General features: G+C 75.8%; 20 protein-coding genes and 3 tRNA genes. 11 read left to right on the top strand and 12 right to left on the bottom strand.

What is annotated here, in order from left to right:
- Positions 1-16: 16 nt before the first annotated feature.
- The 3 genes from ACGF5C_RS02195 to ACGF5C_RS02185 form a co-directional block, all read right to left on the bottom strand.
- Positions 17-91 (bottom strand) — tRNA-Val (locus ACGF5C_RS02195).
- Between the two features lie 13 nt (positions 92-104).
- Positions 105-175: transfer RNA gene (locus ACGF5C_RS02190), tRNA-Cys, on the bottom strand.
- A gap of 34 nt (positions 176-209) precedes the next feature.
- Positions 210-282, bottom strand: a tRNA-Gly gene (locus tag ACGF5C_RS02185).
- Positions 283-563: 281 nt separating this feature from the next.
- On the opposite strand from ACGF5C_RS02185, the gene ACGF5C_RS02180 reads away from it, so the two are divergent.
- From ACGF5C_RS02180 to ACGF5C_RS02160, 5 genes are all read left to right on the top strand, one after another.
- Positions 564-1,166, top strand: coding sequence for a TetR/AcrR family transcriptional regulator (locus ACGF5C_RS02180; protein WP_393295890.1), 603 nt, complete (start codon positions 564-566; stop codon positions 1,164-1,166).
- Between the two features lie 148 nt (positions 1,167-1,314).
- Positions 1,315-1,890, top strand: a complete 576-nt coding sequence (locus ACGF5C_RS02175) for a TIGR03086 family metal-binding protein (protein WP_393295888.1) — start codon at positions 1,315-1,317, stop codon at positions 1,888-1,890.
- Positions 1,891-2,166: 276 nt separating this feature from the next.
- Positions 2,167-5,094, top strand: coding sequence for a M36 family metallopeptidase (locus tag ACGF5C_RS02170; RefSeq protein ID WP_393295886.1), 2,928 nt, complete (start codon positions 2,167-2,169; stop codon positions 5,092-5,094).
- An 83-nt stretch (positions 5,095-5,177) separates the two neighbouring features.
- On the top strand, positions 5,178-5,846 hold the full coding sequence (locus ACGF5C_RS02165; RefSeq protein ID WP_350684270.1) for a 50S ribosomal protein L11 methyltransferase: 669 nt from the start codon (positions 5,178-5,180) through the stop codon (positions 5,844-5,846).
- Between the two features lie 9 nt (positions 5,847-5,855).
- The gene (locus ACGF5C_RS02160) at positions 5,856-7,019 is read left to right on the top strand and encodes a cytochrome P450 (protein ID WP_393295884.1); all 1,164 of its coding nucleotides are present in this window, start codon (positions 5,856-5,858) and stop codon (positions 7,017-7,019) included.
- Between the two features lie 129 nt (positions 7,020-7,148).
- Here the strand turns inward: ACGF5C_RS02160 and ACGF5C_RS02155 are convergent, their stop codons facing one another.
- From ACGF5C_RS02155 to ACGF5C_RS02140, 4 genes are all read right to left on the bottom strand, one after another.
- Positions 7,149-7,826, bottom strand: a complete 678-nt coding sequence (locus tag ACGF5C_RS02155) for a response regulator transcription factor (protein ID WP_350711683.1) — start codon at positions 7,824-7,826, stop codon at positions 7,149-7,151.
- On the bottom strand, positions 7,823-9,412 hold the full coding sequence (locus tag ACGF5C_RS02150) for a sensor histidine kinase (RefSeq protein WP_393295882.1): 1,590 nt from the start codon (positions 9,410-9,412) through the stop codon (positions 7,823-7,825). Before ACGF5C_RS02150 ends, ACGF5C_RS02155 begins: the two co-directional genes overlap by 4 nt.
- A 54-nt stretch (positions 9,413-9,466) precedes the next feature.
- Entirely contained in the window at positions 9,467-10,171 is a 705-nt protein-coding gene (bioD, locus tag ACGF5C_RS02145; RefSeq protein WP_393295950.1) for a dethiobiotin synthase, read from the bottom strand.
- A gap of 197 nt (positions 10,172-10,368) precedes the next feature.
- Positions 10,369-11,505 (bottom strand): 8-amino-7-oxononanoate synthase, encoded by a 1,137-nt coding sequence (locus ACGF5C_RS02140; RefSeq protein ID WP_393295880.1) that lies wholly within the window; start codon positions 11,503-11,505, stop codon positions 10,369-10,371.
- A gap of 155 nt (positions 11,506-11,660) precedes the next feature.
- On the opposite strand from ACGF5C_RS02140, the gene bioB reads away from it, so the two are divergent.
- Genes bioB through ACGF5C_RS02125 form a run of 3 tightly spaced genes read left to right on the top strand, consistent with a single transcriptional unit; the run spans position 11,661 to position 13,433 of the window.
- Complete coding sequence (gene bioB / locus ACGF5C_RS02135; RefSeq protein ID WP_350711677.1) at positions 11,661-12,656, top strand: biotin synthase BioB; 996 nt, start codon at positions 11,661-11,663, stop codon at positions 12,654-12,656.
- A gap of 25 nt (positions 12,657-12,681) precedes the next feature.
- Entirely contained in the window at positions 12,682-12,921 is a 240-nt protein-coding gene (locus ACGF5C_RS02130; protein WP_393295948.1) for a hypothetical protein, read from the top strand.
- A 5-nt stretch (positions 12,922-12,926) separates the two neighbouring features.
- On the top strand, positions 12,927-13,433 hold the full coding sequence (locus ACGF5C_RS02125) for a GNAT family N-acetyltransferase (protein WP_393295878.1): 507 nt from the start codon (positions 12,927-12,929) through the stop codon (positions 13,431-13,433).
- Here the strand turns inward: ACGF5C_RS02125 and ACGF5C_RS02120 are convergent.
- The 3 genes from ACGF5C_RS02120 to ACGF5C_RS02110 form a co-directional block, all read right to left on the bottom strand.
- Positions 13,423-14,838: a WD40 repeat domain-containing protein gene (locus ACGF5C_RS02120; RefSeq protein WP_393295876.1), complete on the bottom strand. Its 1,416-nt coding sequence runs from the start codon at positions 14,836-14,838 to the stop codon at positions 13,423-13,425. The two genes, ACGF5C_RS02125 and ACGF5C_RS02120, sit on opposite strands and share 11 nt — an antisense overlap.
- On the bottom strand, positions 14,838-15,353 hold the full coding sequence (locus ACGF5C_RS02115) for a SigE family RNA polymerase sigma factor (RefSeq protein WP_393295874.1): 516 nt from the start codon (positions 15,351-15,353) through the stop codon (positions 14,838-14,840). The genes ACGF5C_RS02120 and ACGF5C_RS02115 overlap by 1 nt, the downstream gene beginning before the upstream one ends.
- Positions 15,354-15,419: 66 nt before the next feature.
- The gene (locus tag ACGF5C_RS02110; RefSeq protein WP_393295872.1) at positions 15,420-15,944 is read right to left on the bottom strand and encodes a DUF488 family protein; all 525 of its coding nucleotides are present in this window, start codon (positions 15,942-15,944) and stop codon (positions 15,420-15,422) included.
- Positions 15,945-16,070: 126 nt separating this feature from the next.
- Here ACGF5C_RS02110 and ACGF5C_RS02105 point away from each other — a divergent pair, with 126 nt between their 5' ends.
- The 3 genes from ACGF5C_RS02105 to ACGF5C_RS02095 all read left to right on the top strand — a co-directional run bounded on the left by ACGF5C_RS02105 (position 16,071) and on the right by ACGF5C_RS02095 (position 20,311).
- Positions 16,071-17,030 (top strand): hypothetical protein, encoded by a 960-nt coding sequence (locus tag ACGF5C_RS02105; protein ID WP_393295870.1) that lies wholly within the window; start codon positions 16,071-16,073, stop codon positions 17,028-17,030.
- Positions 17,031-17,487: 457 nt separating this feature from the next.
- Positions 17,488-18,264, top strand: coding sequence for an LPXTG cell wall anchor domain-containing protein (locus ACGF5C_RS02100; protein WP_393295868.1), 777 nt, complete (start codon positions 17,488-17,490; stop codon positions 18,262-18,264).
- Positions 18,265-18,745: 481 nt separating this feature from the next.
- On the top strand, positions 18,746-20,311 hold the full coding sequence (locus ACGF5C_RS02095; protein WP_393295866.1) for an aldehyde dehydrogenase family protein: 1,566 nt from the start codon (positions 18,746-18,748) through the stop codon (positions 20,309-20,311).
- A gap of 21 nt (positions 20,312-20,332) precedes the next feature.
- On the opposite strand, the gene ACGF5C_RS02090 is transcribed toward ACGF5C_RS02095, so the two are convergent.
- A complete protein-coding gene (locus tag ACGF5C_RS02090; protein ID WP_393295864.1) occupies positions 20,333-21,409 on the bottom strand; it encodes a GNAT family N-acetyltransferase in 1,077 nt (358 codons plus the stop codon).
- A 149-nt stretch (positions 21,410-21,558) separates the two neighbouring features.
- Positions 21,559-22,263 (bottom strand): amino acid-binding protein, encoded by a 705-nt coding sequence (locus tag ACGF5C_RS02085; protein ID WP_393295862.1) that lies wholly within the window; start codon positions 22,261-22,263, stop codon positions 21,559-21,561.
- Positions 22,264-22,375: the final 112 nt, after the last annotated feature.

Here is a 22,375-nt window from a genome sequence, read left to right as displayed (position 1 = left end):
TGACGGGCCTTCGTTCTGGTGGGCGATACTGGGTTTGAACCAGTGACCTCTTCCGTGTCAAGGAAGCGCGCTCCCACTGCGCCAATCGCCCTCGTCTGTTGCCGAGGTGGGGACGGGATTTGAACCCGCGTACACGGCTTTGCAGGCCGTTGCCTCGCCTCTCGGCCACCCCACCGAGGTTGCCCCCGTCATGCGTGGCGGCATCTCCGAGCGGACGACGGGATTCGAACCCGCGACCCTCACCTTGGCAAGGTGATGCGCTACCAGCTGCGCTACGTCCGCGTGTCTCCGGCGTTAACCGGTGACGGGTGAGAACTTTAGCCGAGCCGGCGAGCGGTTGCCAAATCGGGGTGGTTCTCGGCGCGTCCGACGGTGGCGGGCCGACCCACCCCTGAGCTTCCTAGGAGGCTGCCCAGCCACTCTCCCCGGGTCCAGGCGAAGAGCGGGTCGGCCGCGGCGCCGGTCGCGGCGTGGGCGAACTGTCCGGCTTCCGACTCTCGGGAGGGCGGACGGGCCGTGATCGGTGACGCCTCGTGTTCAAGCTGATGCGCTACGGTAACGGCGTGACGAGACGTGCGGCCGAAATCCGCCTGGATGCCCTGCTGCGCACGGCCTGTGACGTGATCGTGGAGCGGGGCCTGGCCAACACCCGCACGGCCGACGTGGCGCAGGCGGCCGGGGTGAGCCAGGCGTTGGTCTTCTACCACTTCGCCACGAAGGACCGGCTGCTCGCGCAGGCGTTCGCGTACGCGGTGGAGCAGGACCTGGCCCGGCTGGACGCGGTGATGCGGTCCAGCGCCCCGCCGCTGGCCAAGCTGCGCCGGATCGTGAAGCTCTACACGCCGGCCGGCCGGGCGACGTCGTGGGCCATGTGGATCGACGGCTGGGCGGAGTCGCTGCGCACCCCGGAGCTGGAGAAGGTCTCCCGCCGGCTCGACCTGCGCTGGCGGGAGGACCTCGCGGCGGTGATCTCGGAAGGCGTTCGCGACGGCACCTTCGAGTGCGCCGACCCGGCCGGCGCCGCGTGGCGGATCAGCGCCGTGATGGACGGCCTGGCGGTGCAGCTCGCGGTGCACGACCGGGTGATCTCCCGCCGCCAGTTCGCCGAATGGGTCCGCCTGGTCACCGCCCGCGAACTCGGGCTCGACCCGGACCAGCTCGACTGACCTCGACCGCCCGAGGCCGGCGGACCGGACCAGCTCGACCGATGCCACCGGAGGGCGGTGAAGCGGACAGGCTCGGCCGATGCGGCCATCCCCGGCCGAAGCCGGCAAAACGGCTCGGCCCCCGAGGCCACCCGGAACAATCGTCGGCATGGACCCGCTGGAGACGTACCGCCGCAGCCTGGCCGAGTTCACCGAGCGGGTGGAGCTGGTCGGCCCCGGGCAGTGGTCGGACCCGACCCCCTGCCCGGACTGGGACGTCCGGGCGCTGGTCAACCACGTCGTCGGCGAGGACCGGTGGAGCGTGCCGCTGCTCGCCGGCCGGACGATCGAGGAGGTCGGCGACCGCTACGACGGCGACGTGCTCGGCCCGGATCCGGTCGAGGCGGCCCGGGAGGCGGCGGCGCAGGCGGAGCTGGCCTTCACCCGCCCCGGGGCACTGGAGCGCACCGTCGCGCTCTCCGCCGGCGAGACCCCGGCGGACGAGTACCTGCACCAGCTCGTCGCGGAGCACCTCATCCACGGCTGGGACCTGGCCGTGGCGATCGGCGCCGACCCCCGGCTGGACGCCGACGCGGTCGCCGAGTGCGCCCGCTGGTTCGGCCGACGGATCGGCGACTACCAGCGGGACAGGCTGATCCGGTCGGAGGCCGACGTGCCGGCGGAGGCTGACCAGCAGGACCGCCTCGTCGCCGCCTTCGGCCGCGACCCCGACTGGGCGCCGTAGCCCCCGCGTCGCGCCCGCCGCCACCAGGGCGGCACAGCGCGGCGCCCACCACCCCCTCCTGGTGGCGCGCCGCGGGTGCGTCGCCCACGAGCCCGTGGCGCTCCCGGTAATCGATCACCGCCGGTCTCCACGATCCGTGCAGCCGCCATCGCGGCCGGCCCTTGAGTAGGCGTGGCCCTTGTTCCCGCCGACCCGGCCTGATATCCACAGATGCGCATGCTTCACCGCGCGCGGCCGGTGGACAGCCGGCCACCCCCGCTCCCACGAGGAGGTCCCGTGGCACAACCGGAGTGGACACCCTGGATGAGCCGGCGGCGACGCCGGCTCGTTCCCGTCCTGGCAGCGACCGCGGTGGTGGCCGCGCTGCTCCCCGCCGGCCCCACCGGCGCCGCCCCCACCGGCGGTGCCGCCACCGAACGGCGCTCCGGCCCGTTCGCCGAGGGGCACGAGCACGCCGACGTCGACAACCGCCCCGGCACCGCCGCCCCCGACGCCCGGCAGCGGGGCCTGGCCCGCAAGGCCGACCCGGACGTCCGCTGGAACCGGCTCGGCACCCCGCACGCGCTCGGCCCCGCACGCGCCCCGCTCGCCACCGGCCTCCCCGGCGACCCGGAAGCGGCCGCCCGCGCGTACCTGACCGGCAACCAGGACCTCTTCGGCCTGGACGCCGCCGCGGTCGAGGCGATGGACCGGCTGCTGGTCCGGCCGATCGGCGACGGCGCGGTGGTCACCCTCCGGCAGCGCTTCGGCGCCCTGCCGGCCGGGCACGACGGCCTGGTCACCGTCGCGGTCGCCGACGGCACGGTCCTCGCGGTCAGCTCCTCGCTCTCCCGGGACACCGCCGCGCCGGCGCCCGCCACCCTCACCGACGAGCAGGCGTACGGCGCGGCGCTCGCCGACGCCGGCCTGTCCGCCGACGCGGTCCGCAGCCACAGCGTGCGGGCCGTCGCCGTGCCCACCCCGCTCGACGGGCCCCGGGCCGCGTACGAGGTGACCCTGATCGGCGCCGACGACGACCAGCCGGAGGCGTTCACCACCTACGTCGACGGGATCACCGGGCAGGTGCTGATCCGCGAGGACCTCGTTGACTTCGACTCCGACAACCCGAGCTGGGCCGTCTTCCCGGCCACCCCGCCGCGCGACCTCGGCCCCGGGCAGGACCCGCGGGTGCGCTGGTGCGGCGACCCCGCACCGGAGTGCCGGGAGGCGTTCCGCGACCCGGCCACCGGGCAGCCGTGGGACGTCGACGCGGCCACCGGCACGCCGACCGGCACCGCGCGCGGCAACTCCGCCAACACCGTACGGTCCTGGGGCGGCGGCACGCCGGCCGTGCCGGTCACGCCCAGCCCGGCGCGGCGCTACGAGTACCCGTTCACCGACCAGTGGCACCAGGCCCGCTGCAACCCCGCGGTGTTCACCTCGGCGCAGCGCAACGACGACGACGCCGCGATCGCCAACCTCTTCGCCATGCACAACCGGATGCACGACTGGGCCTGGCACCTCGGCTTCACCGAGGCCACCTGGAACCTCCAGGCGGTGAACCTGACCCCGCAGGGCCGGGGCGGCGACGCCGAGCAGGGCCGCGCGCAGCAGGGCGCGCTCAGCGGCAACCGGAACAACGCCAACCAGGGCACGCCGCGCGACGGGCTGCCGCCGACCACCAACATGTACCTGTGGCAGCCGCAGGCCGGCGGGCCGTACCCGCCCTGCGTCGACGGCGACTACGACATGACGGTGATCGGGCACGAGTACACCCACGCCATCACCAACCGGATGATCGCCGGCCCGGACAGCGGCATCGGCGGGCACCAGGGCGGTTCGATGGGCGAGTCGTGGAGCGACCTGCTGGCCGCCGAGTACCTCTTCGAGCACGGGCTGCGCGCCCCCGGCGAGACGCCCTACGTCACCGGCGGGTACGTCACCGGCAACCTGGTCAGCGGCATCCGCAACCACGACTTCAGCCGCAGCCCGCTGAACTACTCCGACGTCGGCTACAACACCGGCGGGCCGGCGGTGCACGCCGACGGCGAGATCTGGAGCGCCACCAACTTCCGGGTCCGTGCCGCGCTGATGAAGCGGTACGGCCTCGGCACCCCGCAGCGCCAGCTCGACTGCGCGCAGGGCAGGGTGACGGTGGACCGGTGCCCGGGCAACCGGCGCTGGGCGCAGCTCGTCTTCGACTCGTTCCTGCTCCAGGCCGCCAGTCAGGTCAGCATGCTCGACATGCGGGACAACATGCTCACCGCCGACCTGCTCCGTTTCGGCGGCGCCAACCAGGACCTGCTCTGGGCCGAGTTCGCCCGCTCCGGGATGGGCCGGGACGCCGCCAGCAACGGCGCCTCCGACACCGACCCGACGCCGAGCTTCGCCGCCCCCGACGCCGACAACGCCGTGCTCACCCTCCGCCCGAAGGGCGACAGCGCCGACGCGCCGATCCGGGTGTACGTCGGGGCGTACGAGGCGCGGGCGGTCCCGGTGGCCGACACCGACCCGGCGACGGCGCTGCCGGACCGGATCGAGCTGGTGCCCGGCACGTACCAACTGCTCGCCGTCGCGCCCGGCTTCGGCCACCAGCGGCTCACCGTGGTCGCCAAGGCCGGCAAGGAGGGGTACGTCGACCTGCGGATGAGCCGCAACCTGGCGTCCACCGCCTCTGGCGCGACGATCACCGGCGACGGGGTCAACCTGGACCGGATCGCCGACGACACCGAGGCGACCAACTGGGCCTCCCTCGACGGGGTGGCCGGCAGGCAGGTCACCGTGGCGCTGCCCGGCGACGCGCCGCAGGTCGTGAAGCGGGTCAACGTCAGCGCGATGCTGCGCCCGTCGATCACCGGCGACGCCGACCCGGGCAGCCAGAACTCGCTCAGCGCGCTGCGGTCGTTCGCGGTGTCGGCCTGCAACGCGAAGACCACCGACTGCGCGGATCCGGCGAGCTGGCAGCGGATCCACACCAGCGCGGCGGACGCGTTCCCGGGCGGGGCGTACCGGGCGTACGTGCGGGACATCAACCTGCGCGAGTTCCCGGTGCCGACCACGCTGGCCACGCACCTGCGGCTGGAGGTCCTGGCCAGCCAGTGCACCGGCGGGCCGGACTACGCGGGCGAGCAGGACGACGACCCGGCGACCACCACCGACTGCGCGACCGCCAGCCCGGCGCGTACGCAGGTGCGGATCGCGGAGTTCCAGGCGTTCTCGAAGTGACCGTCCGTCGGGCCGGTCGGTACGCCGACCGGCCCCGACGGCCGGTGGCGCCGGCCGGCGGACGGCGGGGGACAATCGACGGCGTGTCCGACCTTTCCACCGCCTTCGTCCGGCTGCACGCCCGCCTCGCCCCGGTCGCCTTCGTCCCCGAGGTGCGGCTGCACCAGGCGGACGACGCCATCGGGCTGTGGGAGCTGACCGAAGGCGAGTTCCGTAGCGCGCAGCCGCCGCCGTTCTGGGCCTTCGCCTGGGCCGGCGGGCAGGCGCTGGCCAGGTACGTCAGCGACCATCCCGAGCTGGTCGCCGGCCGCCGGGTACTCGACCTCGCCGCCGGCTCCGGCCTGGTCGCCATCGCCGCCGCGCGGGCCGGCGCCGCCGCCGTCCGCGCCGTGGAGATCGACGAGCTGGCCGTCGCGGCCGTGGCGGTCAACGCCGAGGCCAACGGGGTACGCGTCGACGCGGAGCTCGGCGACATCCTCGACGGCGACGCCGGCGGGGCCGAGGTGGTGTTCGCCGGGGACGTGTTCTACAGCGAGGCGATGGCCAACCGGGTGCTGCGTTTCCTGCTCCGGGCCGCCCGCGCCGGGGCGGACGTGCTGGTCGGCGATCCGGGCCGGGCGTTCCTGCCCCGCGACCGCTTCGACGAGCTGGCCGCCTACGACGTGCCGGTGCCCGAGACGCTGGAGAGCGTACGGGTGAAGCGCACCACGGTGTGGCAGTTGCGGGCCGGGCTGCCGGGAGCCGCCCGATAGCGTGTCGACGTGCTGTTCCGGAGCTGGGCGCAGACCACCGACGCGCGCTGGCCGGACGTGGCCCGGGTGGCCGACCACGTGGGTGTCGAACACCTGGTGGTGACCCGGCACGCGCTGGTCCGGGAGGTGCTGACCGACCCGGTCACGTACCGGCCGGACAACGCGCTGGACGCGGTGACCCCGATCCCGGTGGCCGCCCTGCGGGTGCTGGCCGGGCACCGGTTCCGGCTGCCGCCGACCCTGGCGAACAACGGCGGCGCCAGCCACCCGCAGATCCGGGCGATCGTCGCCGAGGCCCTGCACCCGACCCGGGTCGCCGCGCAGCGGCCCTGGCTGACCGGACTGGTCCGGGAGCGCCTCACCGCGATCGGCGCCGCCCTGGACGCGGGCGCGCCGGTCGACCTCTACGCCGAACTCGCCGCCGACCTGCCGCTGCTGGTGCTGGCCCGGCTGGTCGAGCTGCCCGACGCGCCGGTCGGGGCCGTGAAGGAGTTCGCCCGCGCGGCGCTGGAACTGTTCTGGGCGCCGCTGGACGCCGACCGCCAGGCGGCGCTCGCGGCCGAGGTGGGCCGGTTCCACCGAGTGCTGCGGGAGTTCGCCGAGACCGGGGGCGGGCTGGCGGGGTCGCTGCGGGCCGCCGGGCACCCGCCCGACGTGGTGGTCGGCGCGCTGTTCTTCCTGCTCGTCGCCGGCCAGGAGACCACGTCGCAGTTCCTCACCCTGCTGCTGCACCGGCTGGCCGGCGAGCCGGCCGTGCTGGCCGGCCTGCGGGGCGGCACCGTCGCGGTCGCCGACGTGGTCGAGGAGGGACTCCGGCTGGAGCCGCCGATCGTCACCTGGCGACGGGTGGCCGCCGTGGACGCCACGCTGGGCGCGACGGCGGTGCCGGCGGGCACCAGCATCGTGCTGTGGCTGGCCCGCGCCGGCCGGGACCCGGCCGCCGTGGAGGCGCCCGACGAGTTCCGGCCCGGGCAGCGCGGATCCCGCCGGCACCTGGCCTTCGGGGCGGGCGCGCACCGCTGCGTCGGCGACCAGCTCGCCCGGATGGAGGCGGCGGTGGTGGTCGGCGAGACGGCCCCGCTGCTGGACGGGGTCACCGTCGTCCGCGAGCCGTGGTGCCCCGACAACCTCACGTTCCGGATGCCCGACGCCTTCGTCGTCCAACGCCGCTGAGCCGCCGACGCCCCGATGCCCCGGCGCGGCGGCGCGGGTCGCTTTTCGGCCGAGGGCGGGCAGTCTGAGCGCCCCGGTGGGGTGCCGCGCCCGGTGGCGCCGCCCTGGGCGCGTGCGGCCCGGGGCGGGTCAGCCGCTGGGCTCGACCAGCCCCGCCTCGTACGCGAGGATCGCCGCCTGCACCCGGTTGCGCACCTCCAGCCGGGTGAAGATGCTGGTCAGGTAGCTCTTCACGGTCCCCTCGACCAGGTACAGCCGGCGGGCGATCTCGGCGTTGGACAGTCCCGCCCCGACCAGCGCGAGCACCTCCCGCTCCCGCTCGGTCAGCCCGGCGAGCCGGTCCCGCGCCACCGGCCGGCGGGCCACCCGGTCCCCGCCCAGCTCGATCACCCGACGGGCCACCCGCGGCGACAGGTACGCGCCGCCGTCGGCGACGGCGTGCACCCCGGCGATCAGCTCGCGCGGGTCGCCGGCCTTGAGCAGGAACCCGCTGGCCCCGTGCCCGAGCGCCCGGGCCACGTGGTCGTCCTCGCCGAAGGTGGTCAGCATGACCGTCGCGGTCTCCGGCACGAGGCGGCGGATCTCGGCGGCCGCGCTGAGCCCGTCCAGCCTCGGCATCCGGATGTCCAGCAGCGCCACCCGGGGCCGGTGCGCCCGGACGAGGTCCACCGCGGCCCGGCCGTCGGCGGCCTCGCCGATCACCTCGATCCCGGGGTCGGTGGCCAGGATGGCCCGGACACCGGCCCGGATCATCGCCTCGTCGTCGGCGAGCACGACCCGCACCGGGCCGCCCGTGTCGGCGTTCATCCTTCGATCCGCTCCTTGCTGACCAGCCGGCCGTCGGCGAAGCAGAGCCGCCAGGTCGGCTCGGCCAGGGGGAAGTTCCCGTCGGTGTAGTACTCGCAGCCGGGCCGCGCCGGTTCGGTGGGCGGGTCGAGCTGGCGCCGGGGCAGCCCGGTCAGCGCGGCGCGCTCCGCGCCGAGGGGCATCCGGGCGAAGGCCTCCGCGTGAAGCACCGTACCGGCGGTGGCCACCGGGTAGTAGACCAGCGACAGGACGAGGGCGAGGCCCACCGGGGCGCCGAGCGCCGTGAGCAGGCTACGCCGGACCCGCCGGCGGGCGGCGCGCAGCCGCCGCTCGGCCTCGGCCGGCCGAGGGCCGCCGGCGGAGCCTGGGCCGCCGCCGGGGCCTGGGGCGTCGCCGGGCGGGAGGACGGCGTCGGCGCCGGGAAGGCCGCCCAGCGGCAGCCGGGCGCGGACGGCGAAGCCGCCACCGCCACGGGGACCGGCCGTCAGGGCGCCGCCGGCGAGGCGGACCCGCTCGGCGAGGGCGAGCAGGCCGGAACCGCTGGACGGCGGCCCCGGCAGCGGCCCGGCCGGCGGCGGCGCGTTGACGACCGACACCTCGACCCGGTCGCCGTCGCCGGCCAGGGCGACGGTGACCGCCGCGCCGGGCGCGTACCGGGCAGCGTTGGTGAGCGCCTCCCGGACCACCCGGTGCAGGGTGCGCGCGGTGGCCGCCGGCAGGTCCGGCAGCCCGCCCGGCGGGTCCACGTCGACCGCCATGCCGGCCTCCCGGGCCCCGTCGACCAGGTCCGCGACGGTCTCGTCGGCCGGCCGGGTGGTGGCCGTTCCGCCCTCGTCCCGGAGCACCCCGATGATCCCGTGCAGCCGCTCGGTGGCGGCCGCGACGCTGGCCCGCAGTTCGCCGGCGGCGGCCCGGTGCGCCGGGGCGAGGTCGTCGGTGACCTCCAGGGTGGCCGCGCGCAGAGCGATCAGGCTCAGGTCGTGCCCGAGCGAGTCGTGCATCTCCTGCGCGATGCGGGCCCGTTCCCGCAGTCGGATCCGCTCCGCGGCACCCCGCTGCTCGCGGTCCCGGGCCTCGGCGTGCCACCGGCCGGCGTCGGCCAGGGCGGCCTGCTGGCGCCGGTACCGCCCCACGAGCCACGGAAACACCCCGGCGAAGAGCAGCACCGAGGCAAGCAGGAACCAGGTGGCCGCGCCGGTGCCGAGCAGCCCCAGGTTGAGGGCGGTGCCGCCGGCCGCGATGGCGGCGAAGGCGAGAGCAGCCGGCACGGCGGTGGCGCTGCGCCGGCCGGCCAGGTAGCTGAACACCGGGATCGCGAAGAGGAAGTTGCCGTCCAGCAACGAGCCGAGCACCGCCGCCACCAAGGCGGCCACCGGCCACCGCCGGCTCACCGCGACCGCCCCCGAGAGCAGCAGCAGCGCGCCGACCGTCAGGGCGACGGCCCGCCCGGAGTGCGGCGGCGTGACGCCCGCGTACCCGATCGGGGCGGCGGTCACCAGCCACAGGAACAGGTCACCGGTCCACCGCCGGACGCCCGCCCGGGCCACCCGTCCGCCGCCCGCGAGCGCGGCCCACCAGCTCTCCACCGCGGCCAGGCTACCCACGCCCGCCCCGGGCGGGCACCGACGAAAGTCAGATGCTCAGCTGATCTCCTCGGCCCAGGCACGCCAGTCGTCGAGCACCCCGTAGAGCGCCGGGGTGAGCCAGCCGGGCGCGGACCGCCGGAACACACCCGGGTCCATCGCGCCGGCACCCGCCGGCAGGGCGCCCAGCAGGTGCGGCACCAGGTCGGTGAGGTTGGCCCAGTGCACCAGCTCCGGGCCGGCCGGCCACGCGCCGATCACCACGCCGGCCGGCACCGCCCGGCGTTCCAGTGCCTCAAGGGTGAGCGCCGTGTGGTTCAGGGTGCCCAGCCCGGCCCGGGCCACCACCACGGCCGGACACCCCAGCGAGACCGCCAGGTCGGCCACCGTCCAGGGCTCACCCGACGGACGCAGCCCCATCGGTACGAGCAGCCCGCCGGCGCCCTCCACCAGCACCAGGTCGTGCTTCTCGGCCTCCTCGCGGACCGCGTCGACGGCGGTGTAGAGCTCCAGCGGCTCCAGCTCGGCGACCCGGGCCGCGGCCAGCGGCGCGAGCGGGTCCGGGAAGCTGGCCAGGGTGCGGCCGGTCAGCGGGGCGGCCAGCCGGGTGACGGAGTCGACGTCGCCGGGCTCGCCGGTGGCCGTACCCGTCTGGCCGGGCTTGACCACCGCGACGCGCAGGCCGGCGGCCTGCGCAGCGGCCGCGATCGCGGCGGTCACCACGGTCTTGCCGACCTCGGTGTCGGTGCCGGTCACCAACACCGGCCCCCGCCACGGCTTGGTCACTGTGCCACCTCAGTTCGCGACTGCGGGGCTCGCAGAACCGGCTCACTCCTCGCGCTCACGGTGCCACCTCAGTTCGCGACTGCGGGGCTCGCAGAATCGGCTCACTCCTCGCGCTCACGGTGCCACCTCAGTTCGCGACTGCGGGGCTCGCAGAATCGGCTCACTCCTCGCGCTCACGGTGCACACTCCACGATGACCTCCAGGGCCCGCTCGAAGTCCCGCCGGGGCACCCCCGCGTTGATGGTGAGCCGCAGCCGGGACCGGCTGTCCGGGGTGGACGGGGGGCGGAAGCAGCCGACGGCCACCCCCCGGTCGCGGCAGTCGGCCGCCCACGCGGTCGCCGCCTCGGGCCCCGGTGCGGTGACCGAGACGACCGCGCCGTCGGGGTCGGAGACGGCCAGGCCGGCGGCCGTCAGCCGGCGCACCGCGAGGGCGGCCCGCTCGGCCAACTCCGCGCGCAGGCCGTCGCCGGCGCGGGCCAGCCCGACGGCGGTGTGGACGCCGGCGGCGACCGCCGGGGGCAACGCGGTGTCGAAGATGAACGTCCGCCCGGTCTCGACCACGTGCCGGACGAGCGCGGCCGGCCCGGCGACCACGCCGCCCGCGCCGCCCAGCGCCTTGGACAGGGTCGCGGTGACCACCACGTCGGGCTGGCCGGCGAGACCGGCGGCGGCGACGCCCCCGGCGCCCGCCGGGCCGGTCACCCCGAGGGCGTGCGCGTCGTCGACGAGCAGTATCGCGCCGTGCTCCCGGGCGACGGCGTGCAGCCGGGCCAGCGGGGCGAGGTCGCCGTCGACGGAGAAGACCGACTCGGTGACGACCACCGCCGGCCGGCCCGGCGCGGCGGCGAGCGCGGCGGCCACCGCCGCCACGTCGGCGTGCGGCGTCACCACGGTCTCCGCGCCGGAGATCCGGCAGCCGTCGATCAGCGACGCGTGGTTGTGGGCATCGGAGACCAGGAGCGTACGCGGCCGCACGAGCGCCCGGACCGCCCCGAGGTTGGCCAGGTAGCCGGACGAGAAGACCAGCGCCCGGTCGGTGCCGAGCCAGTCGGCGAGGGCGTCCTCGAGCGCGTGGTGGGCGTCGGTGGAGCCACGCACCAGCCGCGACCCGGTGGCCCCCAGCCCGTACGCGGACAGCGCCCGCGCCGCCGCGGCGGTGACCTCGGGGTGGGTGGCCAGGCCGAGGTAGTCGTTGCCGGCCAGGTCGACCACGGCGTCGCCGCCGGCCCGGGGCAACAGCGTGCGGGTCAGCCCCGCCTTCGCGCGCAGCTCGGCGCGGCGGTCGAGCGCCGCCAGCCAGTCCGCCACCGTCACCCCCACGCCGCCCGTGCCGCTCGTCGTCGGCTGCTTCCGCCGGGCGAAATTACCACCCGCCGGACCTGGCCCGGCGCGTCCACCCCGGCGCCGCCGGCCCGACACGCTGGCCGTTCTTCCCGGCCGGGCGGCCTTGTAGGGTACGAGCCATGCCAGAGATCCTCGACCAGGCCCGAACCCAGGTGCTGGAGAACGGCGTCGGTCTCGACGAGGCCGGCGTCCTCGCCGTGCTGAACCTGCCCGACGAACACCTGCCCGCCGCGCTCCAGCTCGCCCACGAGGTGCGGATGCGCTGGTGCGGCCCCGAGGTGGAGGTCGAGGGGATCGTCTCGCTGAAGACCGGCGGCTGCCCGGAGGACTGCCACTTCTGCTCGCAGTCCGGCCTGTTCACCTCGCCGGTGCGCTCGGTCTGGCTGGACATTCCGTCGCTGGTCGAGGCGGCCAGGCAGACGGCCGCGACCGGGGCGACGGAGTTCTGCATCGTGGCCGCCGTGCGCGGCCCGGACGCCCGACTGATGAAGCAGATGCGTGAGGGCGTCGCCGCGATCAAGGCCGAGGTCGACATCCAGGTGGCCGCGTCCCTGGGCATGCTCAGCCAGGAGCAGGTCGACGAGCTGGTCGACATGGGCGTGCACCGCTACAACCACAACCTGGAGACCTGCCGCTCCTACTTCCCGAACGTGGTCACCACGCACTCGTGGGAGGAGCGCTGGGAGACGCTGCGGATGGTCCGCGAGTCCGGCATGGAGGTCTGCTGCGGCGGCATCCTCGGCCTCGGCGAGACGGTGGAGCAGCGGGCCGAGTTCGCCGCGCAGCTCGCCGAGCTGGACCCGCACGAGGTCCCGCTGAACTTCCTCAACCCCCGGCCCGGCACCCCGCTCGGCGACCGGCCGGTGGTGGAGGGCAAGGACGCCCTGCGCGCCATCGCCGCCTTCCGGCTCGCGATGCCGCGCACCATTCTGCGGTACGCGGGCGGCCGCGAGATCACCCTCGGTGACCTGGGCACGCGCGACGGCCTGCTGGGCGGCATCAACGCGGTGATCGTCGGCAACTACCTGACCACCCTGGGCCGGCCGGCGACCGCGGATCTCGAGCTGCTCGACGACCTGAAGATGCCGGTCAAGGCGCTCTCCGCGACGCTGTGAGCGCCCGGTGACGACGAGCGACGCGGTGAGCGCCCCGGTGACGGCGGGCGGCGCGGTGCCGGCGGCGGGCGGCGGGGTGGCCGCCGACCCGTGGTGCGACCGGTGCGGCGAGCCGGCCGGCGCCGGTGCCCACGCGGCCTGCCGGGCGGCGCGCGAGCTGGAGCCGCCGCGGTACTGCGCGCGCTGCCGCCGCCGGATGAAGGTGCAGGTGCTGCCGGTCGGCTGGGCGGCGGTCTGCGTCGAGCACGGCGAGATCCGGGGCTGAGGGGGATGCTGCGGGGCAGGGCGGTCACGCTGCGTCCGGCCACCGCGGCCGACGTGCCGGCGCTCGCCGCGATCCGCGCCACCCCGCAGGTCCGGCGCTGGTGGCGCGGCGGCGACGACCTCGCCGCGGCCGTGCGGACCGACCTGGCCGACGACGACCTGTCGGTGTACGCGATCGAGCACGACGGCCGGGTGGTCGGGGCCATCCAGTGGTACGCCGAGGACGACCCGGACTACCGGCACGCCAGCGTGGACGTCTTCCTCGACCCGTCGGTGCACGGCCGGGGGCTCGGGCCGGACGCGATCCGCACCCTGGTCCGGCACCTGGTCGAGGCGCACGGGCACCACCGGTTCACCATCGACCCGGCGGCGGCGAACACCCCGGCCGTGCGCAGCTACGCCAAGGTCGGCTTCCGTCCGGTGGGCGTGCTGCGCCGCTACGAGCGCGGCGAGGACGGCCGCTGGCACGACGGGCTGCTGATGGACCTGCTCGCCGACGAGCTCACCGACTGACCGCCCGGCGCCGGCGCCGGCGCCACCACAGCACCGCCCCGGCGACCCCGCCGACCATCAGCAGCACCGGCACGGCCGGCAGCAGGACGAGCGGCCGGGCCGGGAACGGACGCGGGTCGGGGGGCGAGGCGCCGAACCGTCCGGCCTCCATCAGGTGGCGCGCCACGTCCATCGCCCGCACGCCGTCGGGCGGGTCGAGCAGCACCTGGACCCGCCCGTCGGGGCGCAGCGACACCAGCTGGACGTGGCCGGTCTCCCGGTAGGCGGTGTCGTCCCACTCGTTGCTCTCCCCCATGGTCATGCCGGGCTCCGGGGCGTACCTGAGCGCGACCAGGGCTCGGCCGTTGCTCCAGCCCAGCGCCCGCAGGGCCTGCCCCTGGGCCGGGGGCAGGGCGGGGCCGCTGCCGTCCCCGCCGGTCGCCGCGTCGACGTAGCCGGTCCGCCACGTGCGGGCGGCCCGCTGGTCGGCGTCGCACCCGCTCCGGCAGCCGTCGAGACGGAAGACGGCGACCGCCGAGCCGTCGGGGGTGAACGCGCCGACCCCGGCGAGCCGTTCGTCCGGCCCCAGCTCGCGGGACCAGGCGACCGTGCCGGCGCGGTCCAGCATGGTCAGCTCGCCGCCGGCGTCGACGGCGATCCGGGTGCCGTCCGGGGAGAACGCGGCCAGCGACCCGGTACGCAGGCCCCACCGGTCGCCGAGGTCGCCCCCTACCCGGCGGCTGGCGCCGGTGGCCAGGTCCAGCAGGAGCAGCCGGCTGGGGCGTACCCCGTCGCCGTCCGGGTCGCCGTCGTGGTGGTGCAGCACGAGCAGGGCGTCGCCGCCCGGGGCCCAGGCGACCGGCGTGGTGCAGCAGGTGCTTTCCGCCCCGCCGGCGAAGGACCGCCGGTCGCCGGTGGTGAGGTCGGTGACGTGGACCCACCCGTCGGCGGAACCGTCCGCGACGTACCGGCTGTCCGGAGAGAGCAGCACGTCGATCCCGGCGCTGCGCTCGGCCTCGCCGTAGAGCATCATGCGGTACTTCCCACCCATGCCGAGCACCGCCACCTTGCCCTCGTGGTCGATCGGGTCGACGCCACGCAGGCCGAGGTGGTCGCCGCCGCTGAACAGCAGCGACGCCCGGCCGGGCGGATCCTGTTCGACGGTCGCCTGCCACATGTACGGCAGCCCGATCCGGTGCGGCACGGCGGCGGGCACGGCGCCCGTCATCGACCGCTGCTCGACGGCGCCGAGCGTCACCGGCACGCCGAGGGCGCAGGCCAGCACCACCACCAGCGACGCCACGGCGGCCCGCCGCCGCGCCCGCCGCCGCAGCCGCCGTCCCGCCGTCCACGGGTCGTCGCCCAGCCGGACCGGTGGCATCCGCTCGCCCAGATCCCGCAGCACGTTCCGCAGCTCCTCGCCCATCACGCCTCCCCCGCCGTCGCGCCGGCCAGCTCGGCCAGTTCGGGAGCGTGCGTACGCAGCCGCGCCAGCGCGTCCCGGGTCTGGCTCTTGACGGTGGAGACCGAGCAGCCGAGCGTCTGGGCCGTCTCCACCTCGGTGAGGTCCTCGTAGAAGCGCAGCACCAGCACGGCCCGCTGCCGGGGCGCCAGCCGGGCCAGCGCGGCCCGCACCACCAGGGCGCGGGCGACGTCGGCGCTGCCGTCCGGCAGGGCCCGCTCCGGCGGCTCGGCCCGCAGCTCCACGCCCCGCCACCGGCGCCGCCACAGCGACACGTGCTGGCTGTACATGGTGCGCCGCACGTACGGGTCGGGGTCGCCGGCCGCGCTGATCCGCTCCCAGTGCCGGGCGACCCGCACCAGCGTGAGCTGGACGAGGTCCTCGGCCTGGTGGCGGTCGCCGGTCAGCAGCCACGCCGCGCGGGACAGCGCCGCGATGCGCCCCGACACGTACGCGCGGAACGACTCCTCAGGGTCCACGCCCCACCTCCCGACCGGGACCACGCGCGGCGACGCCCCGACGGGTGGGTCCGGTGGGAGATTCTTTCAGCCGTCCCAGACGAGGTCGCCGCCGTCGAGCCGGCGGGCGCCGACGGCGGGCCGGTGCGGGGTGAGCCGTCCGTCGGGCATCAGGTGGACCACCGGCACGCCGCGCCCCAGCGCGGCCACGTCGGCGACCAGCCGCCGGTGGCAGCGCCACCAGACGCTCTCGCTGCACATCACCGCCGTGGTCCGGGCCGCCGCGTCGGCGAGCACCGCGTCCAGCGCCGCCCGGAAGTCGACGGTACGGGTGTACGCCGCGTACGCCCGGAAGGCGGCGACGGTCCACCAGCTGTCCGGCTCGGCGGCGCCGGCCCGGGTGTGCCGCCGCCCGCCGAGGCGCTGCTCCCAGCGGTAGTCGATCCCGGCCACCGGCAGCCAGCGTGCCAGCTCCTCGCGGCGGACGTCGGGGTTGGTGCGGCTCGCGGGGAACCGCCGCACGTCCACGACGAGGGCGATCCCGGCGCCGGCGAGCAGCTCGCCCAGCCGCGCCCGGTCCGCCGCCCCGTGCCCCACCGTCAGCAGCTCCACGTGGAGGGGATGCCCCGAATCCTGGACAGTTACCGTCCGCGGGAAACGGAAGCTGTCCAAGATCCGCGGGCCGGGCGGTCGGGGATCCGGCGGCGCGGGGCCGGGCGGGCGGCGATGGTGGGACGGATGTGGCCCATCCTTCCCTCCGACGAAGCCGACGCGCTCGACTGGCTGGCGTTCGACCAGGCCGGCGTCGTCACCACCGCCCAGGCGACCCGGCTGCTGACCGAGGGCACCGTACGCGGACACGTCCGCTCCGGGCGCTGGCGCTCGATCTGCCGGGGCGTCCTGCTCACCGGCAACGGCCGGCTGACCCGGGACCAGCAGTTGTGGGTGGCCGTGCTCGCCACGGGTCCCGGGGCCGTGCTGGCCGGCGCGACGGCTGCCGCCGAGGCGGGCGTACGCGGACTGCGGCCCGAGCCGCTGCACGTGCTCGTGCCGGCGCACCGGCGGGCGGGCCGCACGGTGTTGGGCCGGCTGCCGATGGACATGCCGGCGGTCGTCGTGCACCGCACGTCGGTGCTGCCGGCGGCGCATCTCCAGCGCGCCCGTCCGCCGCGGACCTGCACCGCCCGGGCACTGGTGGACGTGGCCGGCTGGGCCCGTACGGTCGATCAGGCGCAGGCGACGCTGGCGGCGGGCTGTCAGCAGCGACGGGTCACGCCGGACGAGTTGTCGGCCGTGGTGGAGGCGCTGCCCCGAGCCCGTCGGCGGGCGCTGATCCGGCAGACCGTGGCCGACATCTCCGGCGGCGCGGAGGCGCTCTCGGAGCTCGACTTCGTCCGGCTCTGCCGCCGCCACGGCCTGCCCGCGCCCGGTCTTCAGCAGCGGCGCGCCGACGCCTCCGGGCGCACCCGGTGGCTCGACGCCTACTGGCGGGAGTGGGGGCTGCACGTGGAGATCGACGGGGCGCACCACATGGACGTCCGGCACTGGGCGGCCGACATGAAGCGCCAGAACGACGTCTGGACCTCCGGGGACCGCATCCTCCGCTTCCCGGCGTGGCTGGTCCGCGCCCGCCCCGACGAGGTCGCCGACTCCGTCCGCCGTGCCCTCATCGCCGCCGGCTGGCGACCCGCAAAGTAAATCTTGGACAGTTCCCGCACTCCGCGAACGGGTACCGTCCAAGATCCGCGTGACCGGCGAGCGTCAGGGGGCGAAGGGGTGGCGTGAGAGAGGCCGGCGGGCTGGGGCCCGGGGCGGTGTGGTGTCGTGTGAGAGCCCGGCGGGCTCGGGTCCGGGGCGGTGTGGGTGTCGTGTGAGAGCCCTGGCGGGCTGGGGCCTGGGGCGGTTTGGGTGCCGTGACGGGCGGCCAGGAGGGACCGGTCCCAGCGCGGGCGCCGGGAGCGAGCGTCGGCGGGGCCGATCGCGTTACGTCGACACGCCTGCGAAGTGCGAGAAATTCCGACGCCGAGCCGCTCTATCTTGCCACGTCGCCGCTGCTCAGGCCGATCGACCGATGTCCACGACCGTCACGCATTGTGCGATCATGTGCTGTCCCCTCGATCAACTCCGGAGGAACCTCATGGCACACCGTCGGCGCGTGGCGCGCGCTGCCGTTTCCACAGCCGCCGCCACGGCCCTTCTCGCGCTCGCCGCCCCCGCCTGGGCGTCCAGCACCATCCCTCTGCACAAGCCCCATGAGGGCAAGACGGCAAAGTTTCAGGAGGAGTGCGACGACCCCAAGTTCAAGGACCGGCCGGCCGATCACGACGGCTGGCATTTCGTCCTCGACGGTGGCAGAAAGACCGCGGGTGACTTCGAGAACCTGACCCTCACCTTCAAGAACCTGGCCGGCGCCACGGTGACGGTGAAGATTCAGGACCCCACCGACGCCTACCCCGACTTCCTCTCGGCCAACGGCGACAACGGCCAGGTCAAGCACGCCTACGTGTTCACCCCGGCTGGATGGACGCTGCTTACCGGCAGCGCCACGATCACGGGGGTGGCCGACAGCTTCAAGCTGAGCCACACCTGCGCCGGAACCACCTCGACGCAGTCGCCGACCCCCAGCCCGTCGGCGTCGACCTCACCGTCGCCGTCCACCTCGGTGTCGCCCTCGACGTCGGTGTCCCCGTCGGAGTCCACCGCCCCGAGCGGGTCCGTCTCGCCGTCGGAGTCGGTCTCCCCGTCGGGCTCCGTCACGCCGTCGGAGAGCACGGGCGGCAGCGGTGGCGGCAACGACGACGAGAACGAGGGCGGCCTGCCGCTGACCGGCGTGGCGACGACCAGCATCGCGCTGGGCGGCCTCGCCCTGATCGGCGGTGGCGCGCTGCTGATGCTGCGCCGCCGGCGCGACAACGTCACCTTCACCAGCTGATCCGACCCAGCACCCGACCGGCCGCCGGACACCTCGTCCGGCGGCCGGTCGCCGTTTCCACCCCCAGCCGTCGCACCCGCCGCCACCCGTGGGGCTGCTCCGGTCTCGTCCCGGGCCGGCCGGCCGCCGTTCCGCCCGTCGGCGGCGCCAATCGGCGGCCCCTCGGCCGGCGCCATTTCCCGACCTGGCGGCCGGCGCGTCGATCCGCCGGAGCCGCTTGAGCGCACTGACGGGCGGGCCGGTCGACGCCACCCGGACGTTCATCACATCATCTAAGTTTATGGATGCCCTGCCCGCGTACGACCAGCTCAGAGCCATGGTCGACGGACGGGAGGTCGCGCCGCGGCCGGCCGGGCGCGGGCCGGGCGTTCCGGCATACGAACGTACGGTTGCCGCGCCGCTTTCCGGCGCGCGACAGTACGCGACACCAGCGGTGCCATCGACGCCGCCGCTCCCCCGGCCACACCCTGAGGAGATCGCGATGGCTCTACGACTTGCCGACGGCACCGCCTGGTCCGACACCCTCGCCCGCGCGGTGGCCGCCGCGCCGGAGGCGTTCGGCGCCCCGGTCGACGGCGTCACCACGCTGCACAACCTCGTGCGCGGCGACTGGCACGCGGTGGGCACGCCCAGCCCGGTCCGCACCCCGGTCGACAACACCGTGCTGGTCAACCTGCCCCGCCTCGACGCGGAGACCGCCCGCGCCGCGGTCGCGCACGCCGCCGCCGCGCACCGCGCCTGGGCCGACACCCCGCTCGCCGAGCGCAAGGCCCGGGTCACCGACGCGCTGGACGCCCTCACCGCCCACCGCGACCTGCTCGCCCTGCTGCTGGTCTGGGAGATCGGCAAGCCGTGGCGGCTGGCCTGCGCCGACGTGGACCGGGCGCTGGACGGCGTCCGCTGGTACGTCGGCGAGATCGACCGGATGCTCGCCGACGGCCGGGAGCCGTTGCCCGGACCGGTCAGCAACATCGCGTCGTGGAACTACCCGATGAGCGTGCTCGTGCACGCCGAGCTGGTGCAACTGCTCGCCGGCAACGCGGTGATCGCCAAGACCCCGTCGCAGGGCGGCGCGGTCTGCCTCACCGTCGCGCACGCGCTGATGCGCCGGGCCGGGCTGCCCGCCACGCTGGTCTCCGGCGGCGGCGAGGAACTCTCCGAGGTGCTCGTCCGGGCCCCGGAGGTCGGCGCGGTGGCGTTCGTCGGCGGCCGCTCCAACGGCGGCAAGGTGGCCGCCGCGCTGCTCGACTCCGACAAGCGGCACTTCATCGAGCAGGAGGGCCTCAACGCCTGGGGCATCTGGGACTTCTCGCAGTGGGACCTGCTCGCCGGGCACCTCAAGAAGGGCTTCGAGTACGGCAAGCAGCGCTGCACCGCGTACCCGCGCTTCGTGGTCCAGCGGGACCTCGTCGACGAGTTCCTCGACATGTACCTTCCGGTGGTGCGCTCGGTCCGGTTCGGACACCCGCTCGCGGTGGACGAGAACTGGCGGGCCGGGGACCCGCTGCCCGAGCTGGACTTCGGCCCGCTGATCAGCGCCGCCAAGGCCGACGAGCTGCGCCGCAAGGTCGACGAGGCGGTACGCGGCGGCGCGGTGCCGCTGCACCGGGGCAAGCTGGCCGGCGCGCCGTTCCTGGACGGGCAGGACACCTCCGCGTACGTGGCGCCGTCGGTGCTGCTGGCCCCGCCCGGCCGGTCCCGGCTGATGCACGCCGAGCCGTTCGGCCCGGTCGACACCATCGTGGTGGTGGACACCACCGACGAGCTGCTGGCCGCGATGAACGCCTCCAACGGCGCGCTGGTCGCCTCGCTGGCCTGCGACGACGAGGAGCTGGCCGGGAAGCTGGCGGTCGACCTCCAGGCGTTCAAGGTGGGCATCAACAAGCCGCGTTCCCGGGGCGACCGGGAGGAGCCGTTCGGCGGCCGGGGCGCGTCCTGGAAGGGCGCCTTCGTGGGCGGCGACCTGCTGGTGCAGGCGGTCACCCAGGGTGGCGACGGTCGCCTCTACGGCAACTTCCCCGACTACAGCAGCTACCCGACGACCTGAGGTGCAAGGAAGGGGCCCTTCCTATACCGGAGGCGTTAACAAGGGCCCCTTCCTTTCACCGCGGGCGCCGGCGGCGAGCGGGACGGTCACGGTCACCAGGGCGCCGTCGCGCTCGGTCGACGCCGGCCGGCCGAGTCGCCGCAGGGCGCGCAGCATCGGGGCGTTCTCAGCGTGGACGTGCAGCACCAGGGCCGCGTACCCGGCCTGATCGGCGTGCCGGACCAGCCGGCGGAGCAGGGCCGAACCGAGCCCCCGCCGCTGCCAGTCGTCCCGGACCAGCAGCGCCACCTCCGCCTCGTCGCCCTCGGCGAGCAGGTTCGCCATCGCCAGCACCGTCTCCGTCGGCCCGGCGTCGCCGTTGGCCGTGGCGAGCAGGGTCAGGCCCCGGGCCGGCTCCAGCAGCCGGCGAAGCCGGGCCGCCGAGGGCGCCGCCGCGCCGCCCAGGTAGCGGCGGTGCCGGCTGCGCGCCGAGCACGCCTCGTGCAGCTCGACCACGCCCGCCAGGTCGTCGGCACCCGCCGGGCGTACGGCCGCCTCGGTCCCGTCGGGCAGGACCAGGGTGACCTGCTCGGCGGCCCGGCGTGCGGCCGTGGCCGACAACTCCAGCAGGGCCTGCGCCCGGGCGTACTCGGCCGGGGTGAAGTCCGGGGCGACGCGGCGCAGGGTGAACGCGCCGCCGCCCGGGTCGGCCAGCAGCATGGTGCTGCCGGTGATCCCGGCACCGGCGCCGGCCGGCGCGGGCCGCCAGGTGACCGTGTCCGCGCCGAGCAGGGTGCGCAGCGCATCCCCGGCCGCGTCCGGGTCCCGCACGAGGCGGTTGGCCAGGCCGAGCACCCGGGTGGGCTGGTCGGCCAGCCCGCGCGCCTCGCTGCGCGCGACCCAGCAGTCCCGGCCCCGCCCCCGCTCCACGGCGGCGACGAGGTCGGCCTCGTCGAGCGCGTCCGGCGCGTCGACCAGGAAGTCGTCGACCGCGCCCCGCTCGGTGGTGTGCACCTGCACGGCGAGGATGTTGACCCCGCGCAACGCCAGGCTGGCCGTGAGCACCGACAGGTAGCCCGGCCGGTCGTCCACGGTCGCCCGGATCCGCCACAACGTCATGGTTGCCTCCCTTCCCCGTACGACCCTCGCCGCTGGCTGTTGCGGGCCGGTTGCCCCGGGGTGACGGCCCGGATCGGCCGCCGCGACCTGCGCCACAGTGACCGCCGGCGGCGCGACCTGCGCCACAGTGACCGCCGGGCGGGCCGGGCTCAGGGGTTCGCCACCGCCGGCGGAGCCCCGACCAGGTCGAGCCGGTCGCCGAGGATCACCGCGCCGGCCCGGACGAGCTGCGCCAGCCGGTCCACCTCGGTGGCGTGGAACGCCGCCGCGGCCGGCGTCCCGGTGCGCTCGCGGGCCACCACCAGCACCAGGCCGGCCCGGCCGAACGGCGCGACCGCGAAGTGTTCACCGTCGGGCGAGGTCATCGCCCGGGCGCGCAGCGGGGTCACCTCGGGCAGCCGCGCCGGTACGGGTGCGCGCCAGCTCGCGTAGCCGACGGTCGCCTCCCCCGTGGTGCCGGTCCGCGCGGCCCAGTCAATGGGCACCACCGCGGCCACGGCCCAGTCGGCGGCGAGCAGCCCGGGCACGGCGTCGACCAGGGTGGCCACGCCCTCGGCGGGGTTCGCCGCGACCTGGGCCAGCAGTTCGGCGTCCTGCCCGGTGGTGGTGGGCGCGCCGATCGCCCGCCACACCCCGTCCACCCGGACCCCGGGGATCGCGGCCAGGCCGGCCAGCAGCCGCTCCACCCGCGCCGCGCCCGGCCAGACCACGGTGAAGTCGTCCACCGCCCGACCGCCGAGCCGCTCAAGGACGACCACCTGGACGATGTCCGCGCCGGACACGCCCATGGTGCGCGCGACCTGGCCGAGGGTGCCCGGACGGTCCGGCAGGGTGACCCGAACTCGCAGCAACATGTCTGAACCCTCCGCTCGGCGGCCGGCGCCACTGGCCGGCAGGCTGGGCACCAGCCTGACCCGTGGCCGTTTCGCCCCTGTTGCAGCGGCATGTCCCGAGGGTCAAATCCGA

The sequence above is a fragment of the Micromonospora sp. NPDC047620 genome, assembly GCF_043205005.1.
Classification (GTDB): Bacteria; Actinomycetota; Actinomycetes; order Mycobacteriales; family Micromonosporaceae; genus Micromonospora.
Note: the sequence above shows the minus strand (reverse complement) of the source record. Positions and strands in the feature narration are given on the sequence as shown.